The 26,346-nt window shown below is 66.1% G+C and carries 24 protein-coding genes and 1 tRNA gene; 17 read left to right on the top strand and 8 right to left on the bottom strand.

The window, feature by feature from the left end; genetic code table 11:
- Positions 1–131: 131 nt before the first annotated feature.
- Positions 132–410, bottom strand: a complete 279-nt coding sequence (locus HPC46_RS07955) for a type II toxin-antitoxin system RelE family toxin (RefSeq protein WP_179468517.1) — start codon at positions 408–410, stop codon at positions 132–134.
- Positions 407–697 carry a type II toxin-antitoxin system Phd/YefM family antitoxin gene (locus tag HPC46_RS07950; RefSeq protein WP_233716294.1) on the bottom strand — a complete coding sequence of 97 codons (291 nt, stop codon included), beginning with the start codon at positions 695–697 and terminating at the stop codon, positions 407–409. The genes HPC46_RS07955 and HPC46_RS07950 overlap by 4 nt, the downstream gene beginning before the upstream one ends.
- 4 nt (positions 698–701) lie before the next feature.
- Between HPC46_RS07950 and HPC46_RS07945 the strand changes: the two genes are divergently transcribed.
- The 5 genes from HPC46_RS07945 (at position 702) to HPC46_RS07925 (ending at position 4,588) form a co-directional block, all read left to right on the top strand.
- Positions 702–1,319, top strand: a complete 618-nt coding sequence (locus tag HPC46_RS07945) for a Fic family protein (protein ID WP_233716293.1) — start codon at positions 702–704, stop codon at positions 1,317–1,319.
- A 98-nt stretch (positions 1,320–1,417) separates the two neighbouring features.
- A complete protein-coding gene (locus HPC46_RS07940; protein ID WP_233716292.1) occupies positions 1,418–1,909 on the top strand; it encodes a hypothetical protein in 492 nt (163 codons plus the stop codon).
- Positions 1,906–2,871 (top strand): AAA family ATPase, encoded by a 966-nt coding sequence (locus tag HPC46_RS07935; protein ID WP_179468515.1) that lies wholly within the window; start codon positions 1,906–1,908, stop codon positions 2,869–2,871. The genes HPC46_RS07940 and HPC46_RS07935 overlap by 4 nt, the downstream gene beginning before the upstream one ends.
- Positions 2,868–4,121: a DUF58 domain-containing protein gene (locus HPC46_RS07930; RefSeq protein ID WP_179468513.1), complete on the top strand. Its 1,254-nt coding sequence runs from the start codon at positions 2,868–2,870 to the stop codon at positions 4,119–4,121. The genes HPC46_RS07935 and HPC46_RS07930 overlap by 4 nt, the downstream gene beginning before the upstream one ends.
- Positions 4,118–4,588 carry a hypothetical protein gene (locus HPC46_RS07925; protein ID WP_179468511.1) on the top strand — a complete coding sequence of 157 codons (471 nt, stop codon included), beginning with the start codon at positions 4,118–4,120 and terminating at the stop codon, positions 4,586–4,588. Before HPC46_RS07930 ends, HPC46_RS07925 begins: the two co-directional genes overlap by 4 nt.
- A 103-nt stretch (positions 4,589–4,691) precedes the next feature.
- Here the strand turns inward: HPC46_RS07925 and HPC46_RS07920 are convergent.
- Both HPC46_RS07920 and HPC46_RS07915 read right to left on the bottom strand, forming a co-directional pair.
- Positions 4,692–4,765 (bottom strand) — tRNA-Arg (locus tag HPC46_RS07920).
- Positions 4,766–4,861: 96 nt separating this feature from the next.
- Complete coding sequence (locus HPC46_RS07915) at positions 4,862–5,230, bottom strand: hypothetical protein (protein WP_179468509.1); 369 nt, start codon at positions 5,228–5,230, stop codon at positions 4,862–4,864.
- Between the two features lie 271 nt (positions 5,231–5,501).
- On the opposite strand from HPC46_RS07915, the gene HPC46_RS07910 reads away from it, so the two are divergent.
- On the top strand, positions 5,502–6,710 hold the full coding sequence (locus HPC46_RS07910) for an alpha/beta hydrolase (protein WP_179468507.1): 1,209 nt from the start codon (positions 5,502–5,504) through the stop codon (positions 6,708–6,710).
- A 4-nt stretch (positions 6,711–6,714) separates the two neighbouring features.
- On the opposite strand, the gene HPC46_RS07905 is transcribed toward HPC46_RS07910, so the two are convergent.
- Complete coding sequence (locus HPC46_RS07905) at positions 6,715–7,359, bottom strand: SDR family oxidoreductase (RefSeq protein WP_179468505.1); 645 nt, start codon at positions 7,357–7,359, stop codon at positions 6,715–6,717.
- 112 nt (positions 7,360–7,471) lie between these two features.
- Entirely contained in the window at positions 7,472–8,713 is a 1,242-nt protein-coding gene (locus HPC46_RS07900) for a cytochrome P450 (protein ID WP_407665478.1), read from the bottom strand.
- Positions 8,714–8,841: 128 nt separating this feature from the next.
- Here HPC46_RS07900 and HPC46_RS07895 point away from each other — a divergent pair, with 128 nt between their 5' ends.
- Positions 8,842–9,447: a TetR/AcrR family transcriptional regulator gene (locus HPC46_RS07895; RefSeq protein ID WP_179468503.1), complete on the top strand. Its 606-nt coding sequence runs from the start codon at positions 8,842–8,844 to the stop codon at positions 9,445–9,447.
- 6 nt (positions 9,448–9,453) lie between these two features.
- Here HPC46_RS07895 and HPC46_RS07890 read toward each other — a convergent pair whose 3' ends face one another.
- Together HPC46_RS07890 and HPC46_RS07885 are read right to left on the bottom strand one after the other, a co-directional pair.
- Positions 9,454–9,756, bottom strand: coding sequence for a hypothetical protein (locus HPC46_RS07890; RefSeq protein WP_179468501.1), 303 nt, complete (start codon positions 9,754–9,756; stop codon positions 9,454–9,456).
- Positions 9,753–9,977 carry a hypothetical protein gene (locus HPC46_RS07885; RefSeq protein WP_179468576.1) on the bottom strand — a complete coding sequence of 75 codons (225 nt, stop codon included), beginning with the start codon at positions 9,975–9,977 and terminating at the stop codon, positions 9,753–9,755. Before HPC46_RS07885 ends, HPC46_RS07890 begins: the two co-directional genes overlap by 4 nt.
- Positions 9,978–10,085: 108 nt before the next feature.
- Here HPC46_RS07885 and HPC46_RS07880 point away from each other — a divergent pair, with 108 nt between their 5' ends.
- The 10 genes from HPC46_RS07880 to HPC46_RS07835 all read left to right on the top strand — a co-directional run bounded on the left by HPC46_RS07880 (position 10,086) and on the right by HPC46_RS07835 (position 26,340).
- Positions 10,086–10,346 (top strand): hypothetical protein, encoded by a 261-nt coding sequence (locus HPC46_RS07880; protein WP_179468499.1) that lies wholly within the window; start codon positions 10,086–10,088, stop codon positions 10,344–10,346.
- A 205-nt stretch (positions 10,347–10,551) separates the two neighbouring features.
- The gene (locus HPC46_RS07875; RefSeq protein WP_179468497.1) at positions 10,552–12,036 is read left to right on the top strand and encodes a wax ester/triacylglycerol synthase family O-acyltransferase; all 1,485 of its coding nucleotides are present in this window, start codon (positions 10,552–10,554) and stop codon (positions 12,034–12,036) included.
- Positions 12,036–13,631, top strand: coding sequence for an HAD-IB family hydrolase/lysophospholipid acyltransferase family protein (locus HPC46_RS07870; protein ID WP_233716291.1), 1,596 nt, complete (start codon positions 12,036–12,038; stop codon positions 13,629–13,631). The genes HPC46_RS07875 and HPC46_RS07870 overlap by 1 nt, the downstream gene beginning before the upstream one ends.
- Positions 13,628–15,964, top strand: a complete 2,337-nt coding sequence (locus HPC46_RS07865; protein WP_179468495.1) for a glycerol-3-phosphate 1-O-acyltransferase — start codon at positions 13,628–13,630, stop codon at positions 15,962–15,964. The genes HPC46_RS07870 and HPC46_RS07865 overlap by 4 nt, the downstream gene beginning before the upstream one ends.
- Positions 15,965–15,979: 15 nt before the next feature.
- Positions 15,980–17,977, top strand: coding sequence for a bifunctional copper resistance protein CopD/cytochrome c oxidase assembly protein (locus HPC46_RS07860; protein WP_179468493.1), 1,998 nt, complete (start codon positions 15,980–15,982; stop codon positions 17,975–17,977).
- 211 nt (positions 17,978–18,188) lie between these two features.
- The gene (locus HPC46_RS07855; protein WP_179468491.1) at positions 18,189–18,638 is read left to right on the top strand and encodes a single-stranded DNA-binding protein; all 450 of its coding nucleotides are present in this window, start codon (positions 18,189–18,191) and stop codon (positions 18,636–18,638) included.
- A 115-nt stretch (positions 18,639–18,753) separates the two neighbouring features.
- Positions 18,754–20,427 (top strand): energy-dependent translational throttle protein EttA, encoded by a 1,674-nt coding sequence (ettA, locus tag HPC46_RS07850; protein WP_179468489.1) that lies wholly within the window; start codon positions 18,754–18,756, stop codon positions 20,425–20,427.
- A 51-nt stretch (positions 20,428–20,478) separates the two neighbouring features.
- Entirely contained in the window at positions 20,479–25,296 is a 4,818-nt protein-coding gene (locus HPC46_RS07845; RefSeq protein WP_179468487.1) for an NAD-glutamate dehydrogenase, read from the top strand.
- A complete protein-coding gene (locus tag HPC46_RS07840) occupies positions 25,289–25,702 on the top strand; it encodes an acyl-CoA thioesterase (RefSeq protein ID WP_179468485.1) in 414 nt (137 codons plus the stop codon). The genes HPC46_RS07845 and HPC46_RS07840 overlap by 8 nt, the downstream gene beginning before the upstream one ends.
- Positions 25,699–26,340, top strand: a complete 642-nt coding sequence (locus tag HPC46_RS07835; RefSeq protein WP_179468483.1) for a DUF8010 domain-containing protein — start codon at positions 25,699–25,701, stop codon at positions 26,338–26,340. The genes HPC46_RS07840 and HPC46_RS07835 overlap by 4 nt, the downstream gene beginning before the upstream one ends.
- Positions 26,341–26,346: the final 6 nt, after the last annotated feature.

Raw genomic sequence — 26,346 nt, 5'->3', positions numbered from 1 at the left:
CCAGCATCTGTCGATGCAATTGCGTAGATGGTGCGAGAGTAGTTGTGGCGCAGTAAGAGTCGATACTACCCACCTTGAGTGGGCGATATGATGCTGACAATTTCGGAGCTGGAGCGGTCGTCGGTGGGCTACTACATCGACACCGCTGAGGCAGCTGCGCGGCCGAAGACACCCACGACTGTGACGCGCCGCTGATCGTCGTCAATCCGGTAGATCACGCGGTATGTGCCCCGGCGGGCACTGTGACGATCTTCGAGCCGTGGCCGCAATCGTTTGCCGACCCGATACGGGTTGTCCAGCAGCGGTCCGGTGATGAACTCGTAGGCTGCACACGCCACGGCCTCCGGCAGTGACTCAGTTAGTTGTCGTCGGACGGGGGCGACGACCAACTCGTAGCGCTGGTCGGTCACTTCCCGGCTCGATGGGCCTGCATCGCCGCGGCGAGATCGTCCTCACTCACGCCTTCGCCTCGGGCCAGCTCAGCATCGGCCTCGCTCAATGCTCGCAGCGCGGCAGAGTCGGACAGGACCGCAATGGTCTCTTCGAGAGACTCCAGATCGTCGACAGCGATCAGGACCGCGGCCGGCCGCCCATGGACCGTCACAGTGACCCGCTCATGTTGTTCGCCGACCCGCGCCACCAACTCCGACAGGTGGGCTTTCGTCTCAGCCAGCGAACTGATTTCCGTCATGGTCATACGTATGACCAGAAATCCGCATCGTGTCGCCTTCGCGCAGCGCGCCGACGTTCCCGCGCTGCCGCAGATCGCCGTGGGCCACGCACAGTTCGAGACCATTCATCCGTTCACGGATGGCAACGGCCGCACCGGTCGCGCCCTGGTCCAATCGCTGCTGCGCAAAAAAGGCCTGACGCGCCAGGTCACGGTGCCCGTCTCGGCCGGCCTGCTGGCGGACACCGATGCGTATTTCGCCGCGTTGACGAGTTATCGCGACGGGGACGCCACGCCGATCGTTGAGCGCTTCTCGCGAGCCACCGTGCTGGCGATCGCCAACGGGCGACAACTGGTCGCCGACCTTCGCGAGATCCGGGAGCACTGGAACGGCGTGATCACCGCGCGGTCCGACTCTGCGGTGTGGAAGGTCGCCGATTTGTTGACCCGCCGCCCAGTCGTGAACGCTGTACTGCTGGCACAGGAGCTGGGTATCGAGTCCACCAACGCGCACCGCTACCTCAACCCACTCACCGAGGCGGGAATCCTCGTCGAGGCAACTAATGGACCTCGTAACCGAGTGTGGCGTTCTCCCGACGTGCTTGCCGCGCTCGACGCTTTCGCCGAACGCGCCGGCCGGCGAGGCTGATACGCGAGAATGCACCTCGGACATATCTGGTCGGCAGGGGGTGTCGTGGTGCTGCTTCGGGTGATGCGACGGTTGCGCTCCCAAACCTTGGCTTCGCCATGAGGACATTCGTGATGGGTGTGGTTGGGGTTTGTGGCGTGCTGGCCGCAGAGGCGGTGTCGCTGTTGATGCCCGAACGTCATGCGATGTCGTGGTTTTCAGGTGTCGCCTTGGCGTTGGCGCTCGTTGCCGCCCGATGGTCGTTGGGCCGTCGGCCCAAACCCGGGCCAGCAGAGGGCGGGGCCGATGAGGCCGGGGCGACGATCAAACGGTGGGTGGAACGGGCCGAGTCCCAGATCGCATGGTCGGACTCCACGCGGGCGGACTGGGATCGCCGTCTTCGGCCCTCCCTGGCCCGGCAATTCGAAGTCGCCACCAGGCAACCACGGAGCAGAGACCCAGCAGCATTCGCGAACACAGGCCGCATCCTCTTCGGAGATGAGTTGTGGGGCTGGATTGATCCCGACAACGTTTCACGCACCGGCGCCCAGGAACGTGGGCCAGGCCGGGAGGTGTTCGTCCACATTATCGAGCGTCTGGAGCGACTGTGACACTGCCGGTTACGACGACGGCCACCCTCTGCGAAGCGATCCTCGATGAAATCGGACGCGCCGTGGTGGGCAAACGCGAAGCGCTGACGCAGATTCTGACCACCGTGCTCGCCCGAGGGCATGTGCTCATCGAGGACCTCCCGGGCCTGGGCAAGACGTTGATCGCCCGGTCGTTCGGTGCGACGCTGGGCTTGGACTTCACCCGTGTGCAGTTCACTCCGGATCTGCTACCGGCCGATCTACTCGGCTCGACCATCTACGACATGCAGTCGGGGCGTTTCGAGTTCCGCCAAGGCCCCATCTTCACCAATCTGCTGCTGGCCGACGAGATCAACCGAACACCTCCTAAGGCGCAGGCCGCCCTGCTGGAGGCAATGGCCGAGCGGCAGGTCAGCATTGACCGAACCACGCATCCACTGCCGGACCCGTTCATCGTGCTGGCGACCGAGAATCCCATCGAGTACGAGGGCACCTATCCACTTCCGGAAGCCCAGTTGGACCGGTTCGCGATCCGCCTCGAACTGCACTACCTGTCGAAACCGGAAGAACGGTCGATGCTGCGCCGCCGACTTGAGCGCGGTTCTGCCGAACCGCAACTCCGCCAGGTCGTTGACCGACATCAGCTCCTGGCCATGCAGGAATCCGTGGAGCAAATCGCGGTCGACGACGACGTGCTGGATTACGTGGTGTCGTTGGCAGACTCCACCCGCCATCACCCACAGGTCGCCGTCGGGGCCAGCCCCCGTGCCGAACTCGACCTGGTGCAACTCGCCCGGGCGCACGCCCTTCTGCGCGGCCGTGAATACGTGATCCCCGAGGATGTCAAAGCACTTGCCGTGTCGGCGATGGCGCACCGCATCATCCTGCGACCAGAGATGTGGGTGCGGCGCATCCAGGCCGGCGATGTCCTAGCCGAACTGTTGGACCGTATGCCCATCCCGCGGGACCGGCAGAAGCGGTGACCGAAGCTCGCGGGATCACGGTCCAACCCGATTGGCGCGCTTCGCCATTGACTCTCGCGATAGCGACCTGCGTCGCGGCGATCTTCGCGGCAGCAGCGATCAGCGCCCGCTGGCAACTGATTGTGCTCGCCGCCCCGCTGCTGGGCGTGCTGTGCTCAATCTACTGGCGATCGGACAACACGCCAGCAGTGCGGGTTCACAGCTCAGCGGCCCGGCAGTACTTCTTCGAATCCGAGCAAGCGCGGTTCACTCTGACGTTGGAGTCAGAAGCGGTTGTTGCACTGATGATTTCGGCAACCGATGGAATGGGTGTCGAGATCATCGAGTGCACACCGTCCTATCAGCAGGTCGCAGTTTCGGCTCAACGATGGGGACGGTATGTGGTGTACGCCCACGTCGAGGTCCGCGCTGCCGGTGGGCTACTGCGCGGAACGGCGACCGTCCAAGCGGCGGACTGCTGTGTGTTTCCCATCGCGCCCCCGCAAGACACCGGCCTGCCCAACACCGAACTGCCCGATCGTCTGGGCAGCCACCTCGTCCGCCGCACCGGTCCTGGCGTCGAGTTCGCCGACATCCGCGCCTACGTGCCCGGCGACCAACTGCGCACCGTGAATTGGCCTGTCAGCGCCCGACGCCGAACACTGCACGTGACCGAACGGCTGACTGACCGCGCCGCTGACGTGGTGGCGTTGATCGACTGCCACGCACAGCCTCTCGGCCCCGCCGCGGAGGCCACCGACCGGATGGCACGCGGCGCAGTCCAAGTGGTTCAGACCGCATTACGCCACGGCGACCGCGCCGGAATCGTTGCCCTTGGCAACCGACGAATCCAATGGCTCGGGGCCGATATGGGCAAAGCCCAGTTCTACCGAATCGTCGACACCATCCTCGACGCAACGGGAATCGGGCCTGACACCGGCATGAGCACACTGGTTCCCCCGGGGGCGATCCCCGCCGGTGGGATCGTCATCGCGTTCTCCACGCTGCTGGAGACCGATTTCGCGCTAGCGCTGATCGACCTCCGAAAGCGCGGACACACGGTCGTAGCCATCGACATGCTCGTCGGAACTCCCTTCACCGATGACCACGACCCGTTGGTCGACCGGATGTGGGCGCTGCAGCGATCATTCATGCACCGCAACATGTCCACCCTCGGCGTGGACGTCGTGTCCTGGACACCGGAACACACCCTCGATCAAGCCATGGCACTGGTTCCACAACATCGACGCCAGCGACGAAGCTCACGATGACGTACATCCACGGCAAGGCGCATCTACTCCCGACCGTGGTCGGGCTGGCGATGGCGGCAATCGCGGGGATCCACACCGCCGGAAGCGCATTCGTCGTTGCCGTAGCTTGCGGTCTCGCAGTAGGGGTGGCTATTCGAGTGCGCCACGCCGCAACGACCGCTGTGCTGCTCGCCGCGGTCGCGGTCATGCTCAGCAACGCACCACCACCGCAGGCCGGACTGGTCGGCCTATGCGGCGCCTACTATCTGCTGCTGCGACACACCGAGCGCGGACAAGTGGGCCGATCCCCGATCGCTGCTGCCGTGTGCTTCACCGTCGTTGCCGTATTGATCGCATCCGTGCCACTCGACTTGCCATGGCTGACGATCCTTGCCGGGCCGACCATGTTCGTGGCCTACATGGTGGCTCTGCGGCCGTTCTTTCCCAGCGCCGCCTCAAGCCGACGTGCGAGTTCAGATAGGACCTGATCCGATCGAGTCGAACCGTATGGCCAGAGGGGAGACGGTCGCACAACTGCGAATAAACGCCGACCGACGTTATTCAGTACGGCTAAATACCACCTCTGACCAGCGCCCCCGGCAGGAATCGAACCTGCGACCTAGGGATTAGAAGGCCCTTGCTCTATCCGACTGAGCTACGGAGGCAGCGCGGGGGACAGTCTAGCGGTGCGCGTTTGCCAGCTGGGGCGTGTGTATCTTCCTGTGAATTGGAATCTCGCTGAGCACAGACCGACCTGAGCGCTAATCGGTGCCGAACCGGGACTCCAATGCCGCCTGCAGTCGCCGCACTTCCTTCAATTTGTCCCGCAGCCGCAGCACTGGTTCGGGCGTCCGCTCGGCACCCCAGCCGGCGTCGAGCCGGCTCGACCACCGGCGCTCGGCAACGATGATCAGGTCCTCGAGATCGTCGATCTCGGCCTGTATCAGCTCGCTGAACAATCGGGCCTGAGCCGCATCGTTGGGATGGAAGGGCTGCGTCTGCGGATGTCGCGGAAAACGTCGGCCCAGGGGAGCGGGTGCATGCGCGATGCACGTCGGTTCGGCGCGGGCGGTCAGCCCGCCGGAAGCGACGGCGTAGGGATCCTCGAGCAGCATCGCCACATCATCCATGGCCCTTGTCCGACGTTTCCTGGGAGGCAAGTTGGCGGACAACATGAGGCCCGCGGCTGTTCACTTTGCCGGGCTTTGACCCGGCGCGGCTGATCCAGCCGGGCCGCGTTCGCCGGTTATCTTGAACGCTGGCCTGCGGGTATGGGGATCTGCGCAGAATTCGATCCTGAGAATTCCTCAGGTTTGACCAAAGTTGAGTTATGGTGTGACGACCGGCACACACGCCCGGCAAAGGCGTTAGGCGAGCTAAGGACAAGGGAGTCTGCAGCTTATGAGTAGCCCGATCGAGCAGGTCACCGCGCAATGCACGCGGGCGTTCCACACTGGCTCGCTACTGCTGCGGGGCACGCCGTCCGCCGCGGGCTGGATCCTCGGCTGGCTGTCCGCTGAATTCGCCCCGCAGGTCGTCGCCGGCCACGCGCTCTCGGTCGTGCCGTCACCGCTGGAGAACATCGCCTCCGCGCTGGCCGTCCAAAAAGCCGACTCCGTCCTCGACGGGGCCCTGCAAGAGACCTTCGGCAAGAACTACACCGCCGCCGTACGACACCCGCTCGACGAGTACACGGCCCGCCGGCCCAATCTGGCCGGAGTCCTCGACGCCATGCGGCACCGGCGCCACTACGCCGCAAAGACCAGGAACATCTCCTACGGCCCGGGCGGCCGCAGCAACCTGCTCGACATCTGGCGGCGGCCCGACCTTCCCGAGGGCTACCGCGCGCCGGTCCTCATCCACGTGCCCGGCGGTGCGTGGTCGGTCAATGACAAACTGGGCCAAGGTTATCCGCTGATGACCCGGATGTCCGAGCTGGGCTGGATCTGTGTCTCGGTCAACTACAGCCGCAGCCCCCGCGCCGCGTTTCCCACGCACGTCGTCGACGTCAAGCGCGCGATTGCCTGGGTGCGGGCCAACATCGCCGAGTACGGGGGCGACCCCGATTTCATCGCCATCACCGGTGGTTCCGCCGGCGGGCACCTGGCCTCACTGGCGGCGCTCACCCCGCAGGACACCACGTTGCAGCCGGGCTTCGAGGACGCCGACACCAGCGTGCAGGCCGCCGTGCCCTACTACGGCGTCTACGACCTGACCGACACCGACAACATGCACCCGCTGATGATGCCGCTGCTCGAGCACGTCGTGATGCAGCGCCGCCGCGCCGGTGATCCCACGCTGTACCGGGACGCGTCGCCCATCCATCGGATCCACCGCGACGCGCCGCCGTTCTTCGTGTTGCACGGGGAGAATGATGCCGTCATCCCGAGTTCACAGGCGCGGGCTTTCACTGCCGCATTACGAAAGTCCGGTCCCCGCACGGTCTCCTACGCCGAGCTGCCCAACGCCCACCACGCCTTCGACCACATCGCGACTCTGCGCTGCCAGCTGGCGGCCGAGGCCGTCGCGAGCTTCCTGGGCATTGTCTACGGCCGGCACGTCGCCGCGGGCGAAGGCAGCAGGAGAGTTGCGGTCAGCTCGGCGAGCTGACTCCTCAGGCCACCGTCATCAAGTAGTCGGCGCCACCGATGTAGACGATGGTCGACGGGCTCGCGGTGACCGCGGCGTTGACGATCGCGGTCGCGAATTCTTTGGCAGGCACGATGCTGGTTTCGTCGCCGGAGGCGACGGTCAGGTGGATCCCGGCGTGGTCGAACGCGGAACGCATTGCATACAGCGCGGTTTCGCCCGCTCGCTTGCTCGCGGCGACGCCGGCATACCCCTTCGGCACCGCCTTGTTCGGGTAGAAGTGGGCCTGGTGGCTGGTGACGAACACGATGCGGGAGCCGGGCGGCATGAGCGGCATGGCCAGCAGTGCGAGGCGGCGCTGCGCATCGCGGTTGAGTCGCATCTCGAGTCCGCCCGACGCGTTGAGGATCAACGCATCCAACTTGCCGAATTGGGCGGTGATGCACTGCATCATCGCCGCCACCTCGACATTGTCGGAGATGTCGGCGGCCAAGGCTGTGGCGCTGCCGCCCGCACTGCGGATCGCGTCGACGACCGATTGGGCCTGTTGCGTTTTCTCCCGGTAGTTCACGATGACGTGGGTGCCGGGCTCGGCGAGCTGACGTGCTACTTCGGCTCCGATGCCCCTGGATGCGCCGGTGATCAACACAACGCGTGCGGGTGGCTGCATGGCGGGTTCCTTCCGTTGCGGCAAGCCCCCACCGTACACGAACTCTAAGAAAAATAAGATAAATATAAGATAACGCTGAGGTGTCGCGTCAGCCCGCGGCAGCTCTGGCGGCTTAGCAGGTGCGGTTTCCCGGTGTGAATGTCACTGGGACCGTGCGGTATCCGCGTGTGACGGAGTTCCCATGGAACTTCGCTTCGGTGTCGGTGACCAGCGTGAAGTCGGGCATTCTGGCCAGGACCTGTTCGACGCCGATGCGGAACTCGAGGCGCGCGAGATTGGATCCGAGGCAACGGTGCACGCCGGCGCCGAATCCGAGGTGGCGGTTCTGCCGTCGGTCAAGAGCGCAGCGCTCGGGCTGCGGGAATTCGGCGGCATCCCGGTTGGCCGAAGCGTAGTTCACCTGCACGGATTCGCCGGCGTGGAAGGTGTGCCCCTCGAGCTCGACGTCGCGCGTGACGGTTCGCGGAATTCCGTGGATCGATCCCGCGAAGCGAATGAACTCCTCGATCGCGTAGGGCATGATCTCGGGCTCACGGATCAGTCTGTCGCGTTCGTCGGGATGCGTGGCGAGGTAGTGGAAGGCGAACGACATCGCGTTTGCGGTCGTCTCCAGTCCGGCCTGCACCAGCAGCATGGCGTTGCCGACAACGTCTTGGAACGCCAGTTTCTGGCCGTCGATCTCCGCGTTGAGCAGCACATCGATCATGTCGTCGGTCGGCGGGGCCTCGGAGTGTGCGACGACCGCGTCGGTGATGTGCTGGTACAGCCCACCCCACGCCGCGCTCCGCACGTCCTCGGTGGCGCCGTTGAGGGCGGTGTCGGTCAGTTCGATGCACAGCGGGACGTCACCCACCGGCATTCCCAGTAGGTATTTGAAGAAGACGATGCCCGGCTGTCGCCACGCCACCTCGGCGAGGTCGCCCGCTCCCGATTCGATAAACTCATCGATCAATTTGTCTGTCTCAGAACGGATTTCGGGCTGCAGCTGTTGCATGCGCCCGGGGGAGAAGTACGGATTGAGCACTTTACGGAACTTTTGCTGACGCGGGGGATCGAGGGTGATGACGATGTCGCCGGGGAGTTGCTCGGCGCCCTGCGGCGTCGGGTTGCTCGAAAAGTGCTCCCAGTCCTTGAGGATCGCCGCGCACGCGCTGTAGCTCACCGCGACCCACGACCCGCCGGCGTCAGGGGTCAGGAAGGGCGTGTCGGTATAGGCGAACGCGGACTTCGCGCGCATGACGTCGTACACGTCGTAGAGAAAGTCGTTGTCGTTGAAGTCCTCGTGGCGCAGGTCCCACTGCGCTGCGTGCTCCTCGCGAGACTTGGGCAACTCTTCCCCTCCTGAGTTCGACATTGCTGCCAGCTGACCGGTAGTAGCAGCTCAGCAAGTTATATGCGAAGGCGTATAAATTATCCGGTGCCGAATATAGCGGGTGGGGGCGAGCCGTACAAGACGCGACAGCGATCTGAGACGATCGACTCATGGCGCAGAAATGGACGCGTGAGCGGCGGCTGGAACACACCCGCAATCTGCTGCTCGACTCGGCAGAGACGGCGTTCGCCGATCACGGCTTCGCGGGTGCCGCGCTCGACGACATCGCCGAGGCGGCCGGATACACGCGCGGAGCCATCGCGTCACACTTCGGAGCCAAGGACGACCTGTTCCTGGCCGTCGTCGAGCGGCGGCTGCAACGTCTGGCCGCCAATTTCGACGACGTCATCGGCTCGTTCGAAGCGCTCAACGACCAATTGGTCGACGAACTTGTGAAGCGCTGGCGCAGCGTCACGACCGCGAGCCGGGCCGACGCCGCGCTCAACTACGAGTTCTCGCTGTACCTGCTTCGCAACCCGGACGCGCGCGAGCGTCTGGCGCCACAACGCGAACGGATGATCCAGTGGATCGCCAGCTACATCATCAATCACGTTGCCCGCCTTGGCGGCGAGCTCCGGATGCCCGCCGAGACGCTGGCCCGGCTGCTGGTGGCCAGCACTGAGGGCGTATTGATGGGAAGCCATCTCGACGACCAGGATCTATACGAGCCCTATCTGCAGTTCGTGATGGCGAATCTCGTGCTGCCCGGCAATTGATGAGCGTCAGCCTGGTGAGCTGCCCTCTCGCGGTCGCAGCAACGGCACCACCAGCACGATGACGATCAGCCAGCCCAGTGCCGCCATCGGGATCGCCCACAACCGCCGGATCGCCAGCGCGTGCTGGCAGCGGTCGGCCGCGCCGGCGAATGTCGCCTGAACCAGCTCGGCGCCAAAACCGCTGCCGCACTTGACTTGTATGCCCCAGGGATCGAACTCGGGCAGGTACACCGGCCAGCGCAGTGCGAGCAGGCCGACCGTCAGCAGCGTCACCGCGGCGACACCCGCGACGATCCTGCGAGGGGTCACGTCATGCAGACGTTGGCGAACAGCAACACGGGCCATGACGCGATGGACCCCAGGAACGACACGACGAGGTCGGCGCCGTGCAGTTGATTCAGATGCTCGGTGTGGGTTGACGACCACACCAGGCCGACCGCGAGATACGGGATGCCGAGCAACAGTCCTATGCCGATCAGTTCGGCGATCGTCAGCTTGTAGTTCAGGATCTGTCGAAGCTTCGTCAGCAACTCCACGTCGTTCCCTCCCGCCCCGAGTCAGGCCAATCGTAGTCAGTACCGTACCCCCGGACAGCAATTTGTGAGAACCTGGGTTGGCAGAATTCGGGGAGGGGCCTGATGGACGTTTTGGTCACCAGATTGCGTCGCGTGCTGAGCTACAAGGTGAGCATCGAAACGCTGATCGAGATCGCCATGTGGCTGGCGATCCCACATCTGATCATCGGGCTCACGTGGGCGTTCTTCCACGTCGAGGCGGTGCAGCAACTGGAGGTCGGGCTCGACCGGATCCTGCCGGCCGGTGCGGAGGTGGGCTCTTACGTGCTGGCCGCCCTGCTGTGGCCGGTGCTGTTGCTGTTGCCGCCGCTGTGTGTGGCCTAGACAGGCTCGGCGTAGTCGATCGCCTGGGCCATTCGACATCCTCGTGACGGGCGTTCACCTTTTCCATCGGTGACGCTGACCCCGCTTCCGCTGAGTGCCAAGCCGTCTCACAATCGAGACCCGCTACCGGCGCGCGCCGACTAGCGTGGTTTCCGGGCTTGCGGGGGGAAACACGAGGAGTGGCAGTGTCGAGGAGGAGCGGTCGATGAGCGGAGCCGTCGATGCGAATGGTCTGCCGGACGAACTCGGCCCCCTCGACATGCTGCTGCATCGCGGTGAGGCCAACCCACGGACCCGCTCGGGGATCATGGCGCTGGAAATCCTCGATCGCACCCCGGACTGGAACCGGTTCCGGTCGGCGTTTGAGAACGCCTCCCGCAAAGTGCTTCGGTTGCGCCAGCGGGTCGTCGTCCCGACCTTGCCGACGGCCGCGCCGCGCTGGGTGGTCGACCCCGACTTCAACCTCGACTTCCACGTCCGCCGGGTGCGCGTCCCCGAGCCCGGCACCCTGCGTGAGGTTCTCGACCTGGCCGAGGTGAGCCTGCAGTCGCCGCTGGACATCTCGCGACCACTGTGGACAGCCACCCTGGTCGAAGGCCTGGAGGGCGGCAAGGCCGCCACCCTGCTGCACCTGAGCCACGCGGTCACCGACGGTGTCGGCGCGACCGCGATGTTTGCCGAGATCTACGACCTGGAACGCGAACCCGCGCCCCGGCCGGCACCGCCGATGCCGGTGCCGCAGGACCTGACGCCCAACGATCTGATGCGCGAAGGGTTCAACCAGCTGCCCGGCAATATCGTCAGCGGATTGTTCGGTGCGGTCGCGGGCGGACTGTCGGTGGTCGGCCGCGTGGTGCGCAACCCGGGCACGGCCGTGTGGGATGCCGTCGACTACGCCCGCTCCGGGCGTCGCGTCATCAGCCGCGCCGCCGAACCGTCCCCACTGCTGCGCCGCCGCAGCCTGTCGTCGCGCAGTGAAGCGATCGAGATGCAGCTGAGCGATCTGCGGTCGGCCGCGCACGCCGCCGGCGGTTCGATCAACGACGCCTACCTGGCCGGGTTGTGCGGGGCGCTCCGGCGCTATCACGAGACGCTCGGGGTGCCGATCAACAGCCTGCCGATGGCGGTGCCGGTGAGTCTGCGGGCCGAGGCCGACCCGGCCGGCGGCAACCGCTTCGCCGGGGTGAACCTGGCCGCACCGATCGCCGTCGCCGATCCGGGCGTGCGTATCCAGAAGATCCGCAAGCAGATGACGTCCCGGCGCGAGGAGGCGGCCATCGACTTGATGGGCGCCGTCGCACCGGTGGTGGGCCTGCTGCCCGACGCTGTGCTCGAGGCCATGACCGGGTCGGTGATCGCCTCCGACGTACAGGCCAGCAACGTGCCCGTCTACTCCGGCGAGACCTTCATCGCCGGGGCAAAAGTGCTGCGCCAGTATGGAATCGGCCCGCTTCCCGGGGTGGCGATGATGGTGGTGCTGGTCTCCCGCGGCGGCTTCGCGACCGTCACCACCCGGTACGACCGCGCCTCGATCACCGACGAAGATCTGTGGGCCCAGTGCCTGCGTGAGGGATTCGACGAGGTACTGGCGCTGGCCGGCGATCCGGCACCGCGAGTGGTGCCCTCGTCGTTCCCCGACAAGGTCGACAACTCCGCCCAACCTTCCACGAACGGATCGGTGTCCTTCTGATGAGCGACAAGGAGATGCGGCTGCCCGGCTCGGTTGCCGAGGTGATGGCCAGCCCCGAGGGTCCGAAGATCGGAGCGTTCTTCGATCTGGACGGCACCCTGGTGGCTGGATTCACCGCCGTCATCCTCACCCAGGAACGCTTCCGCAGCCGCGACATGGGCATCGGGGAGTTGATCACGATGATCGCCGCCGGTCTCAACCATCAGCTCGGCCGGCTGGAGTTCGAGGAGCTGATCACCAAGGCGTCGCAAGCCCTGCGCGGGCGGGCGTTGAGTGATCTGCACGAGATCGGTGATCGGATGTTCGTGCAGAAGATCGAGAAGCGGATCTACCCCGAGATGCGTGAGCTGGTACACGCGCACATGGAGCGCGGGCACACGGTGGTGCTCAGCTCGTCGGCGCTGACCCTTCAGGTCGAGCCGGTGGCCAAGTTCCTGGGAATCCAGAACACCCTGACCAACCGGTTCGAGGTCGACGAGAACGACGTGCTGACCGGTGAGGTGGTCCGGCCCATCCTGTGGGGGCCGGGCAAGGCCAATGCCGTGCAGAAGTTCGCCGCCGACAACGACATTGACCTCAAGCACTCCTACTTCTACGCCGACGGCGACGAGGACGTCGCGCTGATGTATCTGGTCGGCAACCCGCGCCCGACCAACCCCGAAGGCAAGATGGCCGCGGTGGCCCGTCGGCGCGGCTGGCCGATCCTGCAGTTCTCCAGCCGCGGTGGCGGCGGACTGATGGGACAGGTTCGCACCCTGCTCGGTGTCGGCGCCCTGGTGCCCGCCGCGACCGGCGCGATCTGGTGGGGGGCGCTGACCCGAAGCAGGCGGCGCGGACTGAACTTCTTCACCACCGCATTCCCGAACATGCTGCTGGCCGTAAACGGTGTGCGGCTCAACGTCCTTGGCCAAGAGAACCTCAAGAAGCAACGCCCGGCGGTGTTCATCTTCAACCACCGCAACAACGCCGACCCGGTGATCGTGGCGTCGCTGCTCCGGGACAACTGGACCGGAGTCGGCAAGAAAGAACTGAAGGACGACCCCGTGGTCGGCACGCTGGGCAAGCTGACCGACACCGTGTTCATCGACCGCGACGACCCCAAGGCCGCCCTCGAAACCATGCACGAGGTAGAGGAACTGGTGAGAAAGGGCCTGTCGATCATGATCGCGCCCGAAGGCACCAGGCTGGACACCCGAACCGTCGGCCCGTTCAAGAAGGGACCGTTCCGGCTGGCCATGGCCGCCGGTGTTCCGTTGGTGCCCATCGTGGTTCGCAACGCGGAGGTCATCGCCTCCCGGGATTCGTCAACCATGAACCCGGGGGAGGTGGATATCGTTGTGTATCCACCCCTTTCGGTGAAGGACTGGACGCTGGAAGATCTCCCGGAACGCATCGAAGAGGTTCGTCAGCTGTATCTGGACACGCTGAAGAACTGGCCGGTCGGCGAGGTGCCGGTGCACCCGATATATAAGAAAGCGCCCGCGAAGAAGGCCGTCAAGAAGCCGCCCGCCAAAAAGGCGGCGGCCAAGAAGGCTCCCGCGAAGAAGGCCGCCCCGTCGGCCAAGAAGTCGCCGAATGCCAAGGGCCGCAAATGACCCGAAGTGATCACTTGGCCGACTTCAGCACCACCGACGACGCGCTGGTGCTCGCGGCGGTGTCCTCGAAGGCCGAGTTCGAGCTGCTCAACGACTGGCTGCACGCCCAACGTCGCGCGCACCCCGACACCAGGGTCGAGGTTCTGCGGCTGCCCGCCGGTGACCCGCCACCCGGGGTGGTGGCCCAGCTCGTCGAGGAGCTCGCCGGCGGAGAAGACCGGTTGGTCGTCCCGGTACGGGTCTTCTGGGTGCCCGGCGGCCTGCCCACCCGGGTCAAGATCGTCGGCCTGCTGTCCGGGCGCGACACGTACCGCCCGCCGGAACTCCTGCAACGCAATATCCTTCGCAAGGATCCCTCCCGCGCCCGCATCGTCGCCGGCGAACCCGCGAAGGTGTCCGAACTGCGCCAGCAGTGGCAGGAGCACACCGTCGGCGACAGCCCGCGCGACTTCGCGCGCTTCGTGCTGCGCCGCGCGGCGCTGGCGGTCGAGCGGATGGAATTGCGGCTGCTCGGACCGGAATACAAATCGCCCCGACTCATCACCGATGAGCTGATGGCGTCCACGCGTTTCATGGAGGGTCTCGAGCAGATCCCCGGCGCCACCCCGGCCAAGGCCGAGGAGATGCTCAACGAGCTGGCCACCGGGTGGAGCAGGTTCTCGGTCGATCTGATCCCGAACCTCGGGCGCGCGATCTTCAGCCGTGGTTTCGATCCTCGAATCGACTACGACACCATGGAAATCGAAGCGATGCGGCGCGGTCTGGAAGACCACCCGGCGGTCTTGCTGTGGTCGCACCGGTCCTACCTCGACGGCGTGATCGTCCCGGTGGCGATGCAGGAGAACAAGCTGCCCCCGGCTCACACGTTTGCCGGGATCAACCTGTCCTTCGGGTTCATGGGTCCGTTGATGCGCCGCTCCGGCGTCATCTTCCTGCGCCGCAAGCTCGACGACCCGCTGTACAAGTACGTGCTGCGCCAGTTCGTCGGCTTCATCGTGCAGAAACGCTTCAACCTCAGTTGGTCGATCGAGGGCACTCGCTCTCGAACCGGAAAGATGTTGCCGCCCAAGCTCGGTCTGCTGGCTTACGTCGCCGACGCGTATCTGGACGGCCGCAGCGAGGACATCCTGCTGCAGCCGGTGTCGATCAGCTTCGATCAGCTGCACGAGACCACCGAGTACGCCAACTACGCCCGTGGCGGGGAGAAGACCCCGGAGAGCGCGGAGTGGCTGTTCAACTTCATCAAGGCGCAGGGGGAGCGCAACTACGGCAAGATCTATGTCCGCTTCCCCGAAGCGGTTTCGATGCGGCAGTATCTCGGTGAGCCCGGCGGCGAGATCGCTTCGGATGAGGCCGCCAAACGTCTGGCCATGCAGAAGATGGCGTTCGAGGTGGCCTGGCGGATCCTGCGGGTGACGCCGATCAACGCCACCGGCCTGATATCGGCGCTGCTGCTCACGACCCGCGGCCGTGCGCTGACACTGGGCCAGCTGCATCACACACTGCAGGATTCGCTGGATTACCTTGAGCGCAAGCAGAATCCGGTCACCAACAGCGCGCTGCGGCTGCGCACCCCGGAAGGTGTGCGGGCAGCCGTCGACGCCATGTCCAACGGTCATCCGGTCACCAGGGTGGACGGCGGCCACGAGCCGGTGTGGCGGATCGCCCCGGAGCACGAACACGAGGCGGCCTTCTACCGCAACTCGCTCATCCACGCGTTTCTGGAGACCGCGATCGCCGAGCTGGCGCTTGCCCACGCCGGCCGGGCGCCCGACGGTGACCGGGTGGCGGTGTTCTGGGAGCAGGCGATGCGGTTGCGCGATCTGCTGAAGTTCGACTTCTACTTCGCCGATTCGGCAGCGTTCCGCGAGCACCTCGCCGAAGAGATGTCGTGGCAGGACGATTGGGAGGTCCAGGTCGCCGCCGGCGGCGACGCCGTGGACGACCTGCTGCGCCGTAAGCAGCCGCTGATGTCGCACGCGATGCTGCGGCCGTTCTTCGAGGCTTACCAGATCGTCGCAGACGTGCTGTGTGATGCGCCGGCCGATATCGAAGAGAAGGAACTGACCAAGCGGGCGTTGGGTGTGGGTGCTCAGTACGCGGCGCAGGGCCGGATCCGCAGCAACGAGTCGGTGTCGGCGCTGTTGTTCGCGACCGCGCGCCAGGTGGCCGCCGACCAGCAACTGCTGCAAGCCGGCCCGGATCTGCCGGAGCGCCGGCGGGCCTTCCTGCACGAGCTGCGCGCCATCCTGGCCGATATGGACCGCATCAGCGTGCTGTCCAGCGAGCAGTTCTATGCCCGCGAGCTGAAATTACGTGCGCAGGGCGGCTGACCATACGCTGAGTCCATGACCGCGCCCGCCGACCGCCACACCGCGGTATGGCCGGTGCTGTGGATGGTCGCGGTGCTCGCCGGCATCACCGCCGCGGGTATCGGCGCGCTGTCGCTTGCCGATGCGCTGACGGCGACCGGGCTCCCGGATGCCGGACCTGTCACCACGTTGGGCCTGCCGTTCGTGCGGGCCACCGGCGAAATCGCGGCGGTGGTGGCCGTCGGCGCATTCCTGTTCGCGACGTTCTTCACCCCGCCCCAGGACAGTGGGGTGCTCGACGTGGCGGGCTACCGGGCGCTGAAGACGGGTGTCGCGGCGTCAGGTTTGTGGGCGGTGTGTGCAGTACTGCTGATCCCGCTGACCGTTTCCGACGTCTCCGGTCAGCCGCTGCGCGATCACCTCAACCCCGTCGAGCTGTGGTCGGTGGCCAGCCTGGTGGACACTGCCGGTGCGTGGCGCTGGACGGCCTTCCTCGCGCTGCTGGTGGCGGTCGCGGGCCGGGCGGTGCTGCGCTGGTCGTGGATGCCGTTCTTGCTGGCCGGGTCGCTGATCGCATTGGTTCCGCTGGGCCTGACGGGGCACTCGTCGGCGGGCGGCGCGCACGACATCGCCACCAACAGCCTGCTGATTCACCTGCTGGCCGGCGCGCTGTGGGCAGGTGGTCTGCTGGCCCTGCTGGCCCACGCGATCCGCGGCGGCGAGCACGCCGACCTGGCGGTGCGGCGCTTTTCGGCGGTGGCGTTGTGGTGCTTCATCGCGATGGCGATGTCCGGAGTCATCAACGCGCTGGTTCGGATGCGGTTGTCGGACCTGTTCACCAGCGAATACGGCTGGCTGGTGGTGGCCAAGATCGTCGCGCTGTGCACCTTGGGCGCCATCGGCTGGCGGCAGCGCCGTGGCCCGGTGGCCGCGCTGCAGGCCGACCCGCAGGCGCGCGGCACGCTGATCCGGCTGGCCTTTGTCGAGGCGCTGGTGTTCGGGCTGACCTTCGGTATCGCGGTCGGCTTGGGTCGCACCCCGCCGCCTGCGCCGCTGTCGGCCAATCCGTCGCCTGCCGAGGTGGCGATCGGCTACGACTTCGCCGGCCCGCCGACGGTCGCGCGGGTCCTGCTGGACTGGCGTTTCGACCTGGCCTTCGGTACCGCCGCGATCGTGTTCGCCGCGGTCTATCTGGCCGGCGTGATCCGGCTGCGCCGCCGCGGCGACGCCTGGCCGGCGGGCCGCACGATCGCCTGGCTGCTGGGCTGTGCGGTGCTGCTGTTCACCACGTCGTCGGGCGTGGGCGCCTACATGCCCGCGATGTTCAGCATGCACATGGCCGCCCACATGCTGCTGTCGATGCTGGTGCCCGTCCTGCTGGTGCTGGGCGCACCGGTCACCCTGGCACTGCGGGCGCTGCCGACCGCAGGCAAGGGCAATCCGCCCGGACCGCGGGAGTGGCTGCTCGACGCCCTGCACAGCAGGTGGTCGCGGTTCTTCACCCATCCGGTGGTCGCGACGATCATGTTCGTCGCCGGGTTCTACGCGCTGTACTTCGGCGGCATCTTCGACGCCGCGGTGAGCAATCATGGTGCCCACGTGCTGATGAACCTGCACTTCCTGATGAGCGGCTACTTGTTCTACTGGGTCGTCATCGGCGTCGATCCCACACCGCGGCCACTGCCGGCGGTGGCCAAGATCGCGATGGTGTTCGCCTCGCTGCCGCTGCACGCGTTCTTCGGCGTGGTGATGATGGGCCAGCAGCGGGTGCTGGGAGAGAGCTTCTACCGGTCGCTGCAGCTGAGTTGGCATACCGACCTTCTCGACGATCAGCATCTCGGCGGCGGAATCGCTTGGGCGGCAGGCGAAATCCCGCTCGTAGTGGTGATGATCGCGTTGCTGATCCAGTGGACTCGTAGCGACCGGCGCACCGCCAAGCGGCTCGATCGTGCCGCCGAACGCGACGACGACGCCGACCTGGCGGCCTACAACAGGATGCTGGCCCACTTGGCCCGCCGCGAGACGGAACGCTGAGGACGTCACCGAACGTAACGCCACGGCGGCGAAATCGCTGATCTGCTTCCCTGCCGTTACATTCGTGACCAGTCACCCGAGAACGGGTCCATCCCCAGTTCCGGCTTCATCCACAGTCCACGACAGGGCTCGACACGAAGGCGGCGCAACCGTCGGGGTCTGAGCGCCCACTGGAGGCGCACAACCCATGCGCAACGAAAGGACCCCAGCCATGTTCGAAACTCATCTGACCGTCGTCGGCCGCGTCGTGACCGACCCCCGCCGCCGAATCGTCGGCGACCAGGAGCTGATCAGCTTCCGGGTTGCCAGCAATTCCCGTCGCCGCACCGGAGACGGCACCTGGGAACCGGGCAACTCGCTGTTCATCACCGTCAACTGCTGGGGCAAGCTGGTCACCGGTGTCGGCGCCGGCCTCTTCAAGGGCGCGCCCGTCATCGTCGTCGGCGACGTCTTCACCAGCGAGTACGACGACAAGGAGGGCGTGCGGCGCTCGTCGCTGGAGATGCGGGCCACCGCGGTCGGCCCCGACCTGTCGCGCGCGATCATCCGCTACGAACAGCAGCCCAGGCCGGCCGAACCCGCAGCTGACGGGCCGACTGCCGAGGACTCCGTCATTGCCGACGAGTCCGACGAGACGACGGGTCTACCGCTGTCGGCGTGAGACGGGCTCCGGTGGCCGCGCTGGCCCGGCCAGCGCGGCCGCAAGGGCTCCGCCGCGCGCGCCTAGGATGGTCGGCGAGCAATTCGGAGACCACACGGAAGGCATTACCGCGGCAATGGCGGAATACATCTACACCATGCGGAAGGTCCGCAAAGCGCACGGCGACAAGGTCATCCTCGACGACGTCACGCTGGCCTTCCTGCCCGGAGCCAAGATCGGTGTCGTCGGCCCGAACGGCGCCGGTAAATCGAGCGTCCTCAAGATCATGGCCGGTATCGACCAGGCCAACAACGGCGACGCCCTGCTGGCGCCGGGGGCCACCGTCGGCATCCTCATGCAGGAGCCGGTGCTCGACGAGACGAAAACGGTCCGCGAGAACGTCGAGGATGGCGTCGCCGTCAAGGCCAAGCTCAACCGGTACAACGAGGTCGCCGAGCTGATGGCCACCGACTACACCGACGAGCTCATGGACGAGATGGGCAAGCTCCAGGAGGAGCTCGACGCCGAAGACGCCTGGGATATCGACTCCCAGCTGGAGCAGGCGATGGACGCGCTGCGCTGCCCGCCGCCCGACGAGCCGGTGACCCACCTCTCCGGCGGTGAAAAACGTCGCGTGGCGCTGTGCAAGCTGCTGCTGTCCAAGCCGGATCTGCTGCTGCTCGACGAGCCGACCAACCACCTCGACGCCGAGAGCGTGCAATGGCTCGAACAGCACCTCGCCGAGTACAAGGGCGCGATCCTCGCGGTGACCCACGACCGGTACTTCCTGGACAACGTCGCCGAGTGGATTCTGGAGCTCGACCGCGGCCGCGCGTACCCCTACGAGGGCAACTACTCCACGTATCTGGAGAAGAAGGCCGAGCGCCTCGAGGTGCAGGGGAAGAAGGACCAGAAGCTGCAGAAGCGGCTCAAGGAAGAACTCGCCTGGGTGCGCTCCGGTGCCAAGGCCCGGCAGGCCAAGAACAAGGCCCGGCTCGGCCGCTACGAGGAGATGGTCGCCGAAGCGGAGAAGACCCGCAAGCTCGACTTCGAGGAGATCCAGATCCCGGCTCCGCCGCGGCTGGGCAACGTCGTCGTCGAGGTCGAACACCTCGACAAGGGCTTCGAGGGCCGCACCCTGATCAAAGACCTGTCGTTCACCTTGCCCCGCAACGGCATCGTCGGCGTCATCGGCCCCAACGGTGTCGGTAAGACGACGCTGTTCAAGACGATCGTCGGCCTCGAGCAGCCCGACAGTGGCAACGTCCGGGTCGGCGACACCGTCAAGCTCAGTTACGTCGACCAGGGTCGCGGCGGCATCGACCCGAAAAAGACTGTCTGGCAGGTGGTTTCGGACGGTCTCGACTTCATCGAGGTCGGCCAGAACGAGATCCCGTCGCGGGCCTACGTGTCGGCGTTCGGGTTCAAGGGCCCCGACCAGCAGAAGCCGGCCGGAGTGCTCTCCGGTGGCGAGCGCAACCGGCTCAACCTGGCGCTCACCCTTAAAGAGGGCGGCAACCTGATCCTGCTCGACGAGCCCACCAACGACCTCGATGTCGAGACGCTCTCCTCACTGGAGAACGCCTTGGAGAATTTCCCCGGTTGTGCGGTGGTGATCAGCCACGACCGCTGGTTCCTCGACCGCACCTGCACGCACATCCTGGCGTGGGAGGGCGACGACGACAACGAAGCCAAGTGGTTCTGGTTTGAAGGAAACTTCGGCGCCTACGAGGAGAACAAGCTCGAACGACTGGGCGCCGACGCGGCCCGTCCGCACAGGGTTACCCACCGCAGGCTCACACGCGACTAATGTGGCGCTGCGGACCAGCGTCGGTTCGCATGCTGATCAGGAGCGGCAGGTATGACGGTTGACCCCAGAACTACCGAGTCGATAGGCGAGGCCTACCTCGCCACGTATCGCGGTCCACATGGGGGAGCGCCCGACGCGGACGCCACCGACACCGGTCCGCTGGTGACGGCGGCCGCCGATCGGGCGGTACCGCCGGGCCTGATCGCCGCGCAGGAGCGGCTGGCGCACAGCCGGGTCGTCGGAGAGACGCTCGTCGCGATCTATCCCAGCGACGACCCCGGCGGCTTCGGGCCCGCGCTGCAGATCGTCACCGACCAGGCCACGTTGCTGCTGGACTCGGTCACGGTGCTACTGCACCGGCTCGGCGTCGCCTACGTGGCGCTGATGAACCCGGTGTTCCGGGTGCGGCGCAGCGCAAGCGGCGAGCTGCTCGACGTGCGACCGCTCACCGACGATGCTGCCTCGGATTCGGAGGGCTTCGAGGAATCCTGGATCCACGTTCAGCTCTCGCCGTCGGTCAACCGCAAGGCGGTGGCCGAGGCCGAGCGGATGCTGCCGATGGTGGTGGCCGACGCTCGCCAGGTGGCCCTGGACTCGGTGGCGCTCAGTGCCGCGCTGCACGACCTGGCCCGCGAGCTCGACAACGACTCCGGAACCCGGTTCGCCGGCGCTGACCGCGAGGATGTCGCCGACCTGTTGCGCTGGTTGTCGGTGGGCAACTTCGTGTTGCTGGGCTGCCAGGACTGCACCGTCGGCGAAGGGACTGCCGCCGTCGTGGAGTCCAGTCGCCTCGGGGTGGCGCGGCTGCGTACCGAGGTGCTGCCGGAGCTGACCAAACCGGGTGATCTACTCGTGCTCGCGCAGGCCACCATGCCCAGCTTCCTACGCTACGGGGCATACCCCTACATCGTGGTGATCCGCGAGCACGCGCCCGCCGGCGACGTCGAGCACCGGTTCGTGGGGCTTTTCACGGCGACGGCGATGAGCGCCAATGTCCTTGACATCCCGCTGATTTCGCGGCGGGTTCGCGACGTTCTGGAACTGTCGCACAATGACCCCAGCCACCCCGGTCAGCTGATGCTCGACATCGTCCAGACCATCCCGCGCTCCGAGCTGTTCGCGCTGACCGCTGCCCAGCTGCTCGACATGGCGAGCACCGTCGTCGACCTCGGCTCGCGCCGCCGCGCACTGCTGTTCCTGCGGGCCGCCCAGCTCGGTCACTTCGTGTCCTGTCTGGTCTACCTGCCCCGCGACCGCTACACCACCGAGGTGCGGCTGCACATGCAGGACATCCTGGTGCGCGAGTTCGGCGGGGAGAGTATCGATTACACCGCCAGGGTCAGTGAATCGCCCTGGGCGGTAGTGCATTTCACGGTCCGGCTGCCGGACGGGTCCACTCGCCAGTCAATCGACGACAGCGACGCCAACCGCACCCGCGTGCAGGGGCTGCTGACCGAGGCGCTACGGACCTGGGGTGACCGGCTGCTCGGGTCAGCGCGGGAGGGCAAGATCGACCTCGCGGTCGCCGAGCACTACGCGGATGCGTTGCCCGAGGAGTTCAAGAAGGCCGTCACCTCCACCGAGGCGATCACCGACATCGGCATCATCGAAGCGCTGGAACCTGATTCGGTCAAGCTGCAATTCGAGGCGGGCGACGAACCCAACGAAGCCTTCCTCACCTGGTATCTGGGCGGGTCCACGGCTTCGCTGAGTCACCTGCTGCCGATGCTGCAGTGCATGGGGGTGCTGGTGCTCGAGGAGCGCCCGTTCACTGTCGTGCGCCCAGACGGGCTGACAGTCTGGATCTACCAGTTCAAGATCCGGCCGGACGCGTCGATGCCCGACGCCACCACCGCGGAAGAGCTGGATGCCAACGGGCAGCGGTTCGCCGACGCCGTCACCGCCATCTGGCAGGGACGCGCCGAGATCGACCGGTTCAACGAACTGGTACTGCGAGCCGGGCTCACCTGGCAGCAGGTGGCAGTGCTGCGGGCCTACGCAAAGTACCTGCGGCAGGCGGCTTTCCCGTACAGCCAGTCGCACATCGAGTCGGTGCTGAACGGGAACCCCAGAACCGCGCGTTCCCTGGTCGCGTTGTTCGAGGCGATGTTCGATCCGGACTCGGCGGCCAAGGGTCTCGACGCCCTGGCCGCGGCGGACGCCGTCGCCGCCGATATCGATGCGCTGGTGAGTCTGGACACCGACCGGGTGTTGCGGGCGTTCGCCTCGATGGTCCAGGCCACGCTCCGCACCAACTACTTCGTCACCAGCGGTGACTCGGCACACGCCCAGAATGTCTTGTCGCTCAAGCTCAATCCGCAGCACATCGACGAGTTGCCGCTGCCGAGACCGAAATTCGAGATCTTCGTGTACTCACCGCGGGTCGAAGGTGTGCACCTGCGATTCGGCTTCGTTGCCCGTGGTGGGCTGCGCTGGTCGGATCGCCGGGAGGACTTCCGCACCGAGATCCTCGGTCTGGTCAAGGCCCAAGCGGTCAAGAACGCCGTCATCGTGCCCGTCGGTGCCAAGGGCGGGTTCGTCGTCAAGAAGCCGCCGGCACCGCTCGGCGACGAGGCTGCCGACCGGGATGCGTTCCGCCAGGAGGGAATTGCGTGCTACCGGTTGTTCATCGCCGGGCTGCTCGACGTCACCGACAATGTCGACCGGGCGACCGGCGAGGTGGTCACCCCGCCCGGCGTGGTCCGTCGCGACGGTGACGACGCCTACCTGGTGGTCGCCGCCGACAAGGGCACGGCCACGTTCTCCGACATCGCCAACGACGTCGCCAATTCCTATGGCTTCTGGTTGGGCGATGCGTTCGCCTCCGGCGGCTCGGTGGGTTACGACCACAAGGCGATGGGCATCACCGCCAAGGGAGCCTGGGAGTCCGTCAAGCGGCACTTCCGGGAGATGGGGGTGGACACCCAGAGCGAGGACTTCACCGTCGCCGGCGTCGGCGATATGAGTGGGGACGTGTTCGGCAACGGAATGCTGCTCTCACACCACATCCGGCTGGTCGCGGCGTTCGATCACCGGCATATCTTTATCGATCCCAACCCGGATGCGCAGCGCTCCTGGACCGAGCGCAAGCGGCTGTTCGACCTGCCCCGTTCGAGCTGGGAGGACTACGACCCTTCGTTGATCAGCGAGGGCGGTGGTGTGTTCAGCCGCCAGCAGAAGTCGATTCGGATCACCCCGCAGATGCGTGGTGCGCTCGGCCTGCAGGGCGATGCCGACGAGATGACCCCGCCGGCCCTGATGAAGGCGATCATGCAGGCCCCGGTGGACTTGTGGTTCAACGGCGGTATCGGCACCTACATCAAGGCCGAGTCCGAATCGGACGCCGAAGTTGGCGACCGCGCCAATGACACCGTGCGGGTGAATGGAAACCAGGTGCGGGCCAAGGTGATCGGTGAGGGCGGCAACCTCGGCGTGACATCACTGGGTCGCATCGAGTTCGACTTGTGCGGCGGGCGGATCAACACCGACGCCATGGACAACTCGGCAGGTGTCGATTGCTCCGACCACGAGGTCAACATCAAGATCCTGGTCGACTCGCTGGTCACCGCGGGAAAAGTCAGCGCGGACGAACGCACCGATCTGCTCGCCTCGATGACCGACGAGGTGTCGCGGCTGGTGCTGACCGACAACATCGACCAGAACGACCTGATGGGTACCAGCCGGGCCAACGCCGCGTCGCTGCTCAACGTGCATGCCCGCCAGATCGCCGAGCTCGAGGAACGGCGCGGGCTCAACCGCGAGCTCGAGGCGCTGCCGTCGAACAAGGAGATCCATCGGCGTCAGGAAGTCGGAATCGGCCTCAGCTCACCGGAATTGGCGACCCTGATGGCGCACGTCAAGCTTGCGCTGAAGGATGAGGTGCTGGCCAGCGACCTGCCCGATCAGGAAGTTTTCGCGTCGCGGTTGCCGCGGTATTTTCCGAGCCAGCTGCGCGACGGCTTCGGCGCCGAGATCCGCAGCCATCAGCTGCGTCGGGAGATCATCACCACGATGCTGGTCAACGACGTCGTTGACATCGGCGGGATCACGTTCGCCTACCGCGTCGCAGAGGACACCGGTGTGGGTTACGTCGACGCGGTGCGAACGTTCGTGGCTACCGACGCGATCTTCGGGATCGGCAAGATATGGCAGCGGATCCTCGAGGGTGGCCGCACCAATCAGCTGCCGGTCAACGTCTCCGACCGGATGACCTTGGACCTGCGCCGCCTGCTCGACCGGGCGGCCCGGTGGCTGCTGAACTACCGTCCGCAGCCGCTGGCGGTCGGCGCCGAGATCAACCGGTTCGCAGCGAAACTGGCCGAGCTGACACCCAGGATGCCGCAGTGGTTGCGGGGCGACGACAAGGCGATCGTCAACAAAGAAGCGGGCGAGTTCGCCGCGCACGGTGCCGCGGAAGATCTGGCCTACGAGGTGGCCAGCGGGCTGTATCAGTACAGCCTGCTCGATGTGATCGACATCGCGGACATCGTCGATCGCGATGCCGCCGAGGTGGCCGACACTTACTTTGCGCTGATGGATCATCTGAGCACCGACGGCCTGCTGACCGCGGTGTCCGGCCTGCCTCGGGACGACCGCTGGCATTCGCTGGCCCGCTTGGCGATCCGCGACGACATCTACGGATCGCTGCGGGCGCTGTGCTTCGACGTGCTGGCGGTCGGGGAGCCGGAGGAGACCGGCGAAGAGAAAATCGCCGAGTGGGAGCACACCAACGGATCGCGGGTCGAACGGGCCCGTCGCACGCTGGCAGAGATCTACGCAGACGACGAACGCGATCTGGCCACGCTCTCGGTGGCGGCGCGCCAGATCCGCAGCATGACGAGAACGAGCGGAACAGGATCAAGTGGTTAACGGATTCACCACCGGCGTGCACGTGCGCTGGTCGGATATCGACATGTACAAGCACATCAACCACGCGACCATGGTGACCATCCTGGAGGAGGCGCGGGTGGATTTCCTGGCCGAGCCCTTCGCCGAGGACATCGCCACCATCGGGTTGCTCATCCACGAGGTGCAGGTGCTCTACAAAGGCCAACTGCGGCTTAATGATTCACCGCTGCAGGTCACGATGTGGACCAAGCGGCTGCGTGCCGTGGACTTCACCATCGGCTACGAGGTGCGCTCGCTGACCGCCGAGCCGGATTCACGGCCGTCGGTGATCGCCGAGACGCAGCTGGCCGCCGTGCACATCGAAGAGCAGCGGCTGGTTCGGCTTTCGCCCAAGCACCGGGAGTACCTGCAGCGCTGGCAGCGATGACGCGCACCCTGGTCATCCCGGAGGCTGTCGTGCGCAGCGACCTTGCGGCGTTCGTCGAGCATGCGCTGCGCCTCGATGAAGCCGCGGTGATCCGGCTGCGGGCCCGTTCCGACGGCCTGGTGACCGCATGGGTGGCCACCGGATTGGACGTGCTCGCCGTCCGAGTCGTGACCGGCCAGCTCAACCCGGCCGACTTGTCTTGCGGGGCTGATGAATTGGCTCGCGGATTGCGCGAGGCCGACCCTTCGGGCTACATCGACCCCGGCTTTCCGATGGATTCCGCCTGGCGGGGTGGGCTCCCGCCGGACACCGGTTTCAGCCACGTCGACGACGTGCCCGCCGCGATCCTCAGCGACCTGGCCGAGCGTGGTGCCGGGCTGGCCAAAGAGCACAGCAGCGCACACGGCCCGCCCGCCTCTCTGCTGGATCAAGATGTGTTGCAGGTGAGTTCGGGTGATACCGCCGTCGGTGTGCCGATGCGCTGCGTCTTCGCCCTGACCGCCATGGGATTTGTGCCCGAACGGCCAGGCGAAGACGAGATCGTCCGGGTGCGACTGTCGCCGACGTGGCTGCGGATCGACGCCCGGTTCGGATCGGTGTACCGACGACGCGGGGACCCCGCGCTGGTACTGCGTTAGGAGCCG

Source organism: Mycolicibacterium vinylchloridicum (assembly GCF_013404075.1).
Taxonomy (GTDB): domain Bacteria; phylum Actinomycetota; class Actinomycetes; order Mycobacteriales; family Mycobacteriaceae; genus Mycobacterium; species Mycobacterium vinylchloridicum.
The sequence above is the reverse complement of the archived record's forward strand: the minus strand, read 5'-3'. Positions and strand labels throughout refer to the sequence as shown.

Bases quoted from the DNA above. Each gene is read 5' to 3' on its own strand.
- HPC46_RS07945 (WP_233716293.1), top strand. From the start codon at position 702: ATGACCAGAAATCCGCATCGTGTCGCCTTCGCGCAGCGCGCCGACGTT.
- ettA (WP_179468489.1), top strand. From the start codon at position 18,754: ATGGCGGAATACATCTACACCATGCGGAAGGTCCGCAAAGCGCACGGC.
- HPC46_RS07905 (WP_179468505.1), bottom strand. From the start codon at position 7,359: ATGCAGCCACCCGCACGCGTTGTGTTGATCACCGGCGCATCCAGGGGC.
- HPC46_RS07835 (WP_179468483.1), top strand. From the start codon at position 25,699: ATGACGCGCACCCTGGTCATCCCGGAGGCTGTCGTGCGCAGCGACCTT.
- HPC46_RS07860 (WP_179468493.1), top strand. From the start codon at position 15,980: ATGACCGCGCCCGCCGACCGCCACACCGCGGTATGGCCGGTGCTGTGG.
- HPC46_RS07915 (WP_179468509.1), bottom strand. From the start codon at position 5,230: ATGGATGATGTGGCGATGCTGCTCGAGGATCCCTACGCCGTCGCTTCC.
- HPC46_RS07865 (WP_179468495.1), top strand. From the start codon at position 13,628: ATGACCCGAAGTGATCACTTGGCCGACTTCAGCACCACCGACGACGCG.
- HPC46_RS07880 (WP_179468499.1), top strand. From the start codon at position 10,086: ATGGACGTTTTGGTCACCAGATTGCGTCGCGTGCTGAGCTACAAGGTG.
- HPC46_RS07875 (WP_179468497.1), top strand. From the start codon at position 10,552: ATGAGCGGAGCCGTCGATGCGAATGGTCTGCCGGACGAACTCGGCCCC.
- HPC46_RS07870 (WP_233716291.1), top strand. From the start codon at position 12,036: ATGAGCGACAAGGAGATGCGGCTGCCCGGCTCGGTTGCCGAGGTGATG.
- HPC46_RS07910 (WP_179468507.1), top strand. From the start codon at position 5,502: ATGAGTAGCCCGATCGAGCAGGTCACCGCGCAATGCACGCGGGCGTTC.
- HPC46_RS07950 (WP_233716294.1), bottom strand. From the start codon at position 697: ATGACCATGACGGAAATCAGTTCGCTGGCTGAGACGAAAGCCCACCTG.
- HPC46_RS07940 (WP_233716292.1), top strand. From the start codon at position 1,418: ATGAGGACATTCGTGATGGGTGTGGTTGGGGTTTGTGGCGTGCTGGCC.
- HPC46_RS07925 (WP_179468511.1), top strand. From the start codon at position 4,118: ATGACGTACATCCACGGCAAGGCGCATCTACTCCCGACCGTGGTCGGG.
- HPC46_RS07845 (WP_179468487.1), top strand. From the start codon at position 20,479: ATGACGGTTGACCCCAGAACTACCGAGTCGATAGGCGAGGCCTACCTC.
- HPC46_RS07895 (WP_179468503.1), top strand. From the start codon at position 8,842: ATGGCGCAGAAATGGACGCGTGAGCGGCGGCTGGAACACACCCGCAAT.
- HPC46_RS07855 (WP_179468491.1), top strand. From the start codon at position 18,189: ATGTTCGAAACTCATCTGACCGTCGTCGGCCGCGTCGTGACCGACCCC.
- HPC46_RS07900 (WP_407665478.1), bottom strand. From the start codon at position 8,713: ATGTCGAACTCAGGAGGGGAAGAGTTGCCCAAGTCTCGCGAGGAGCAC.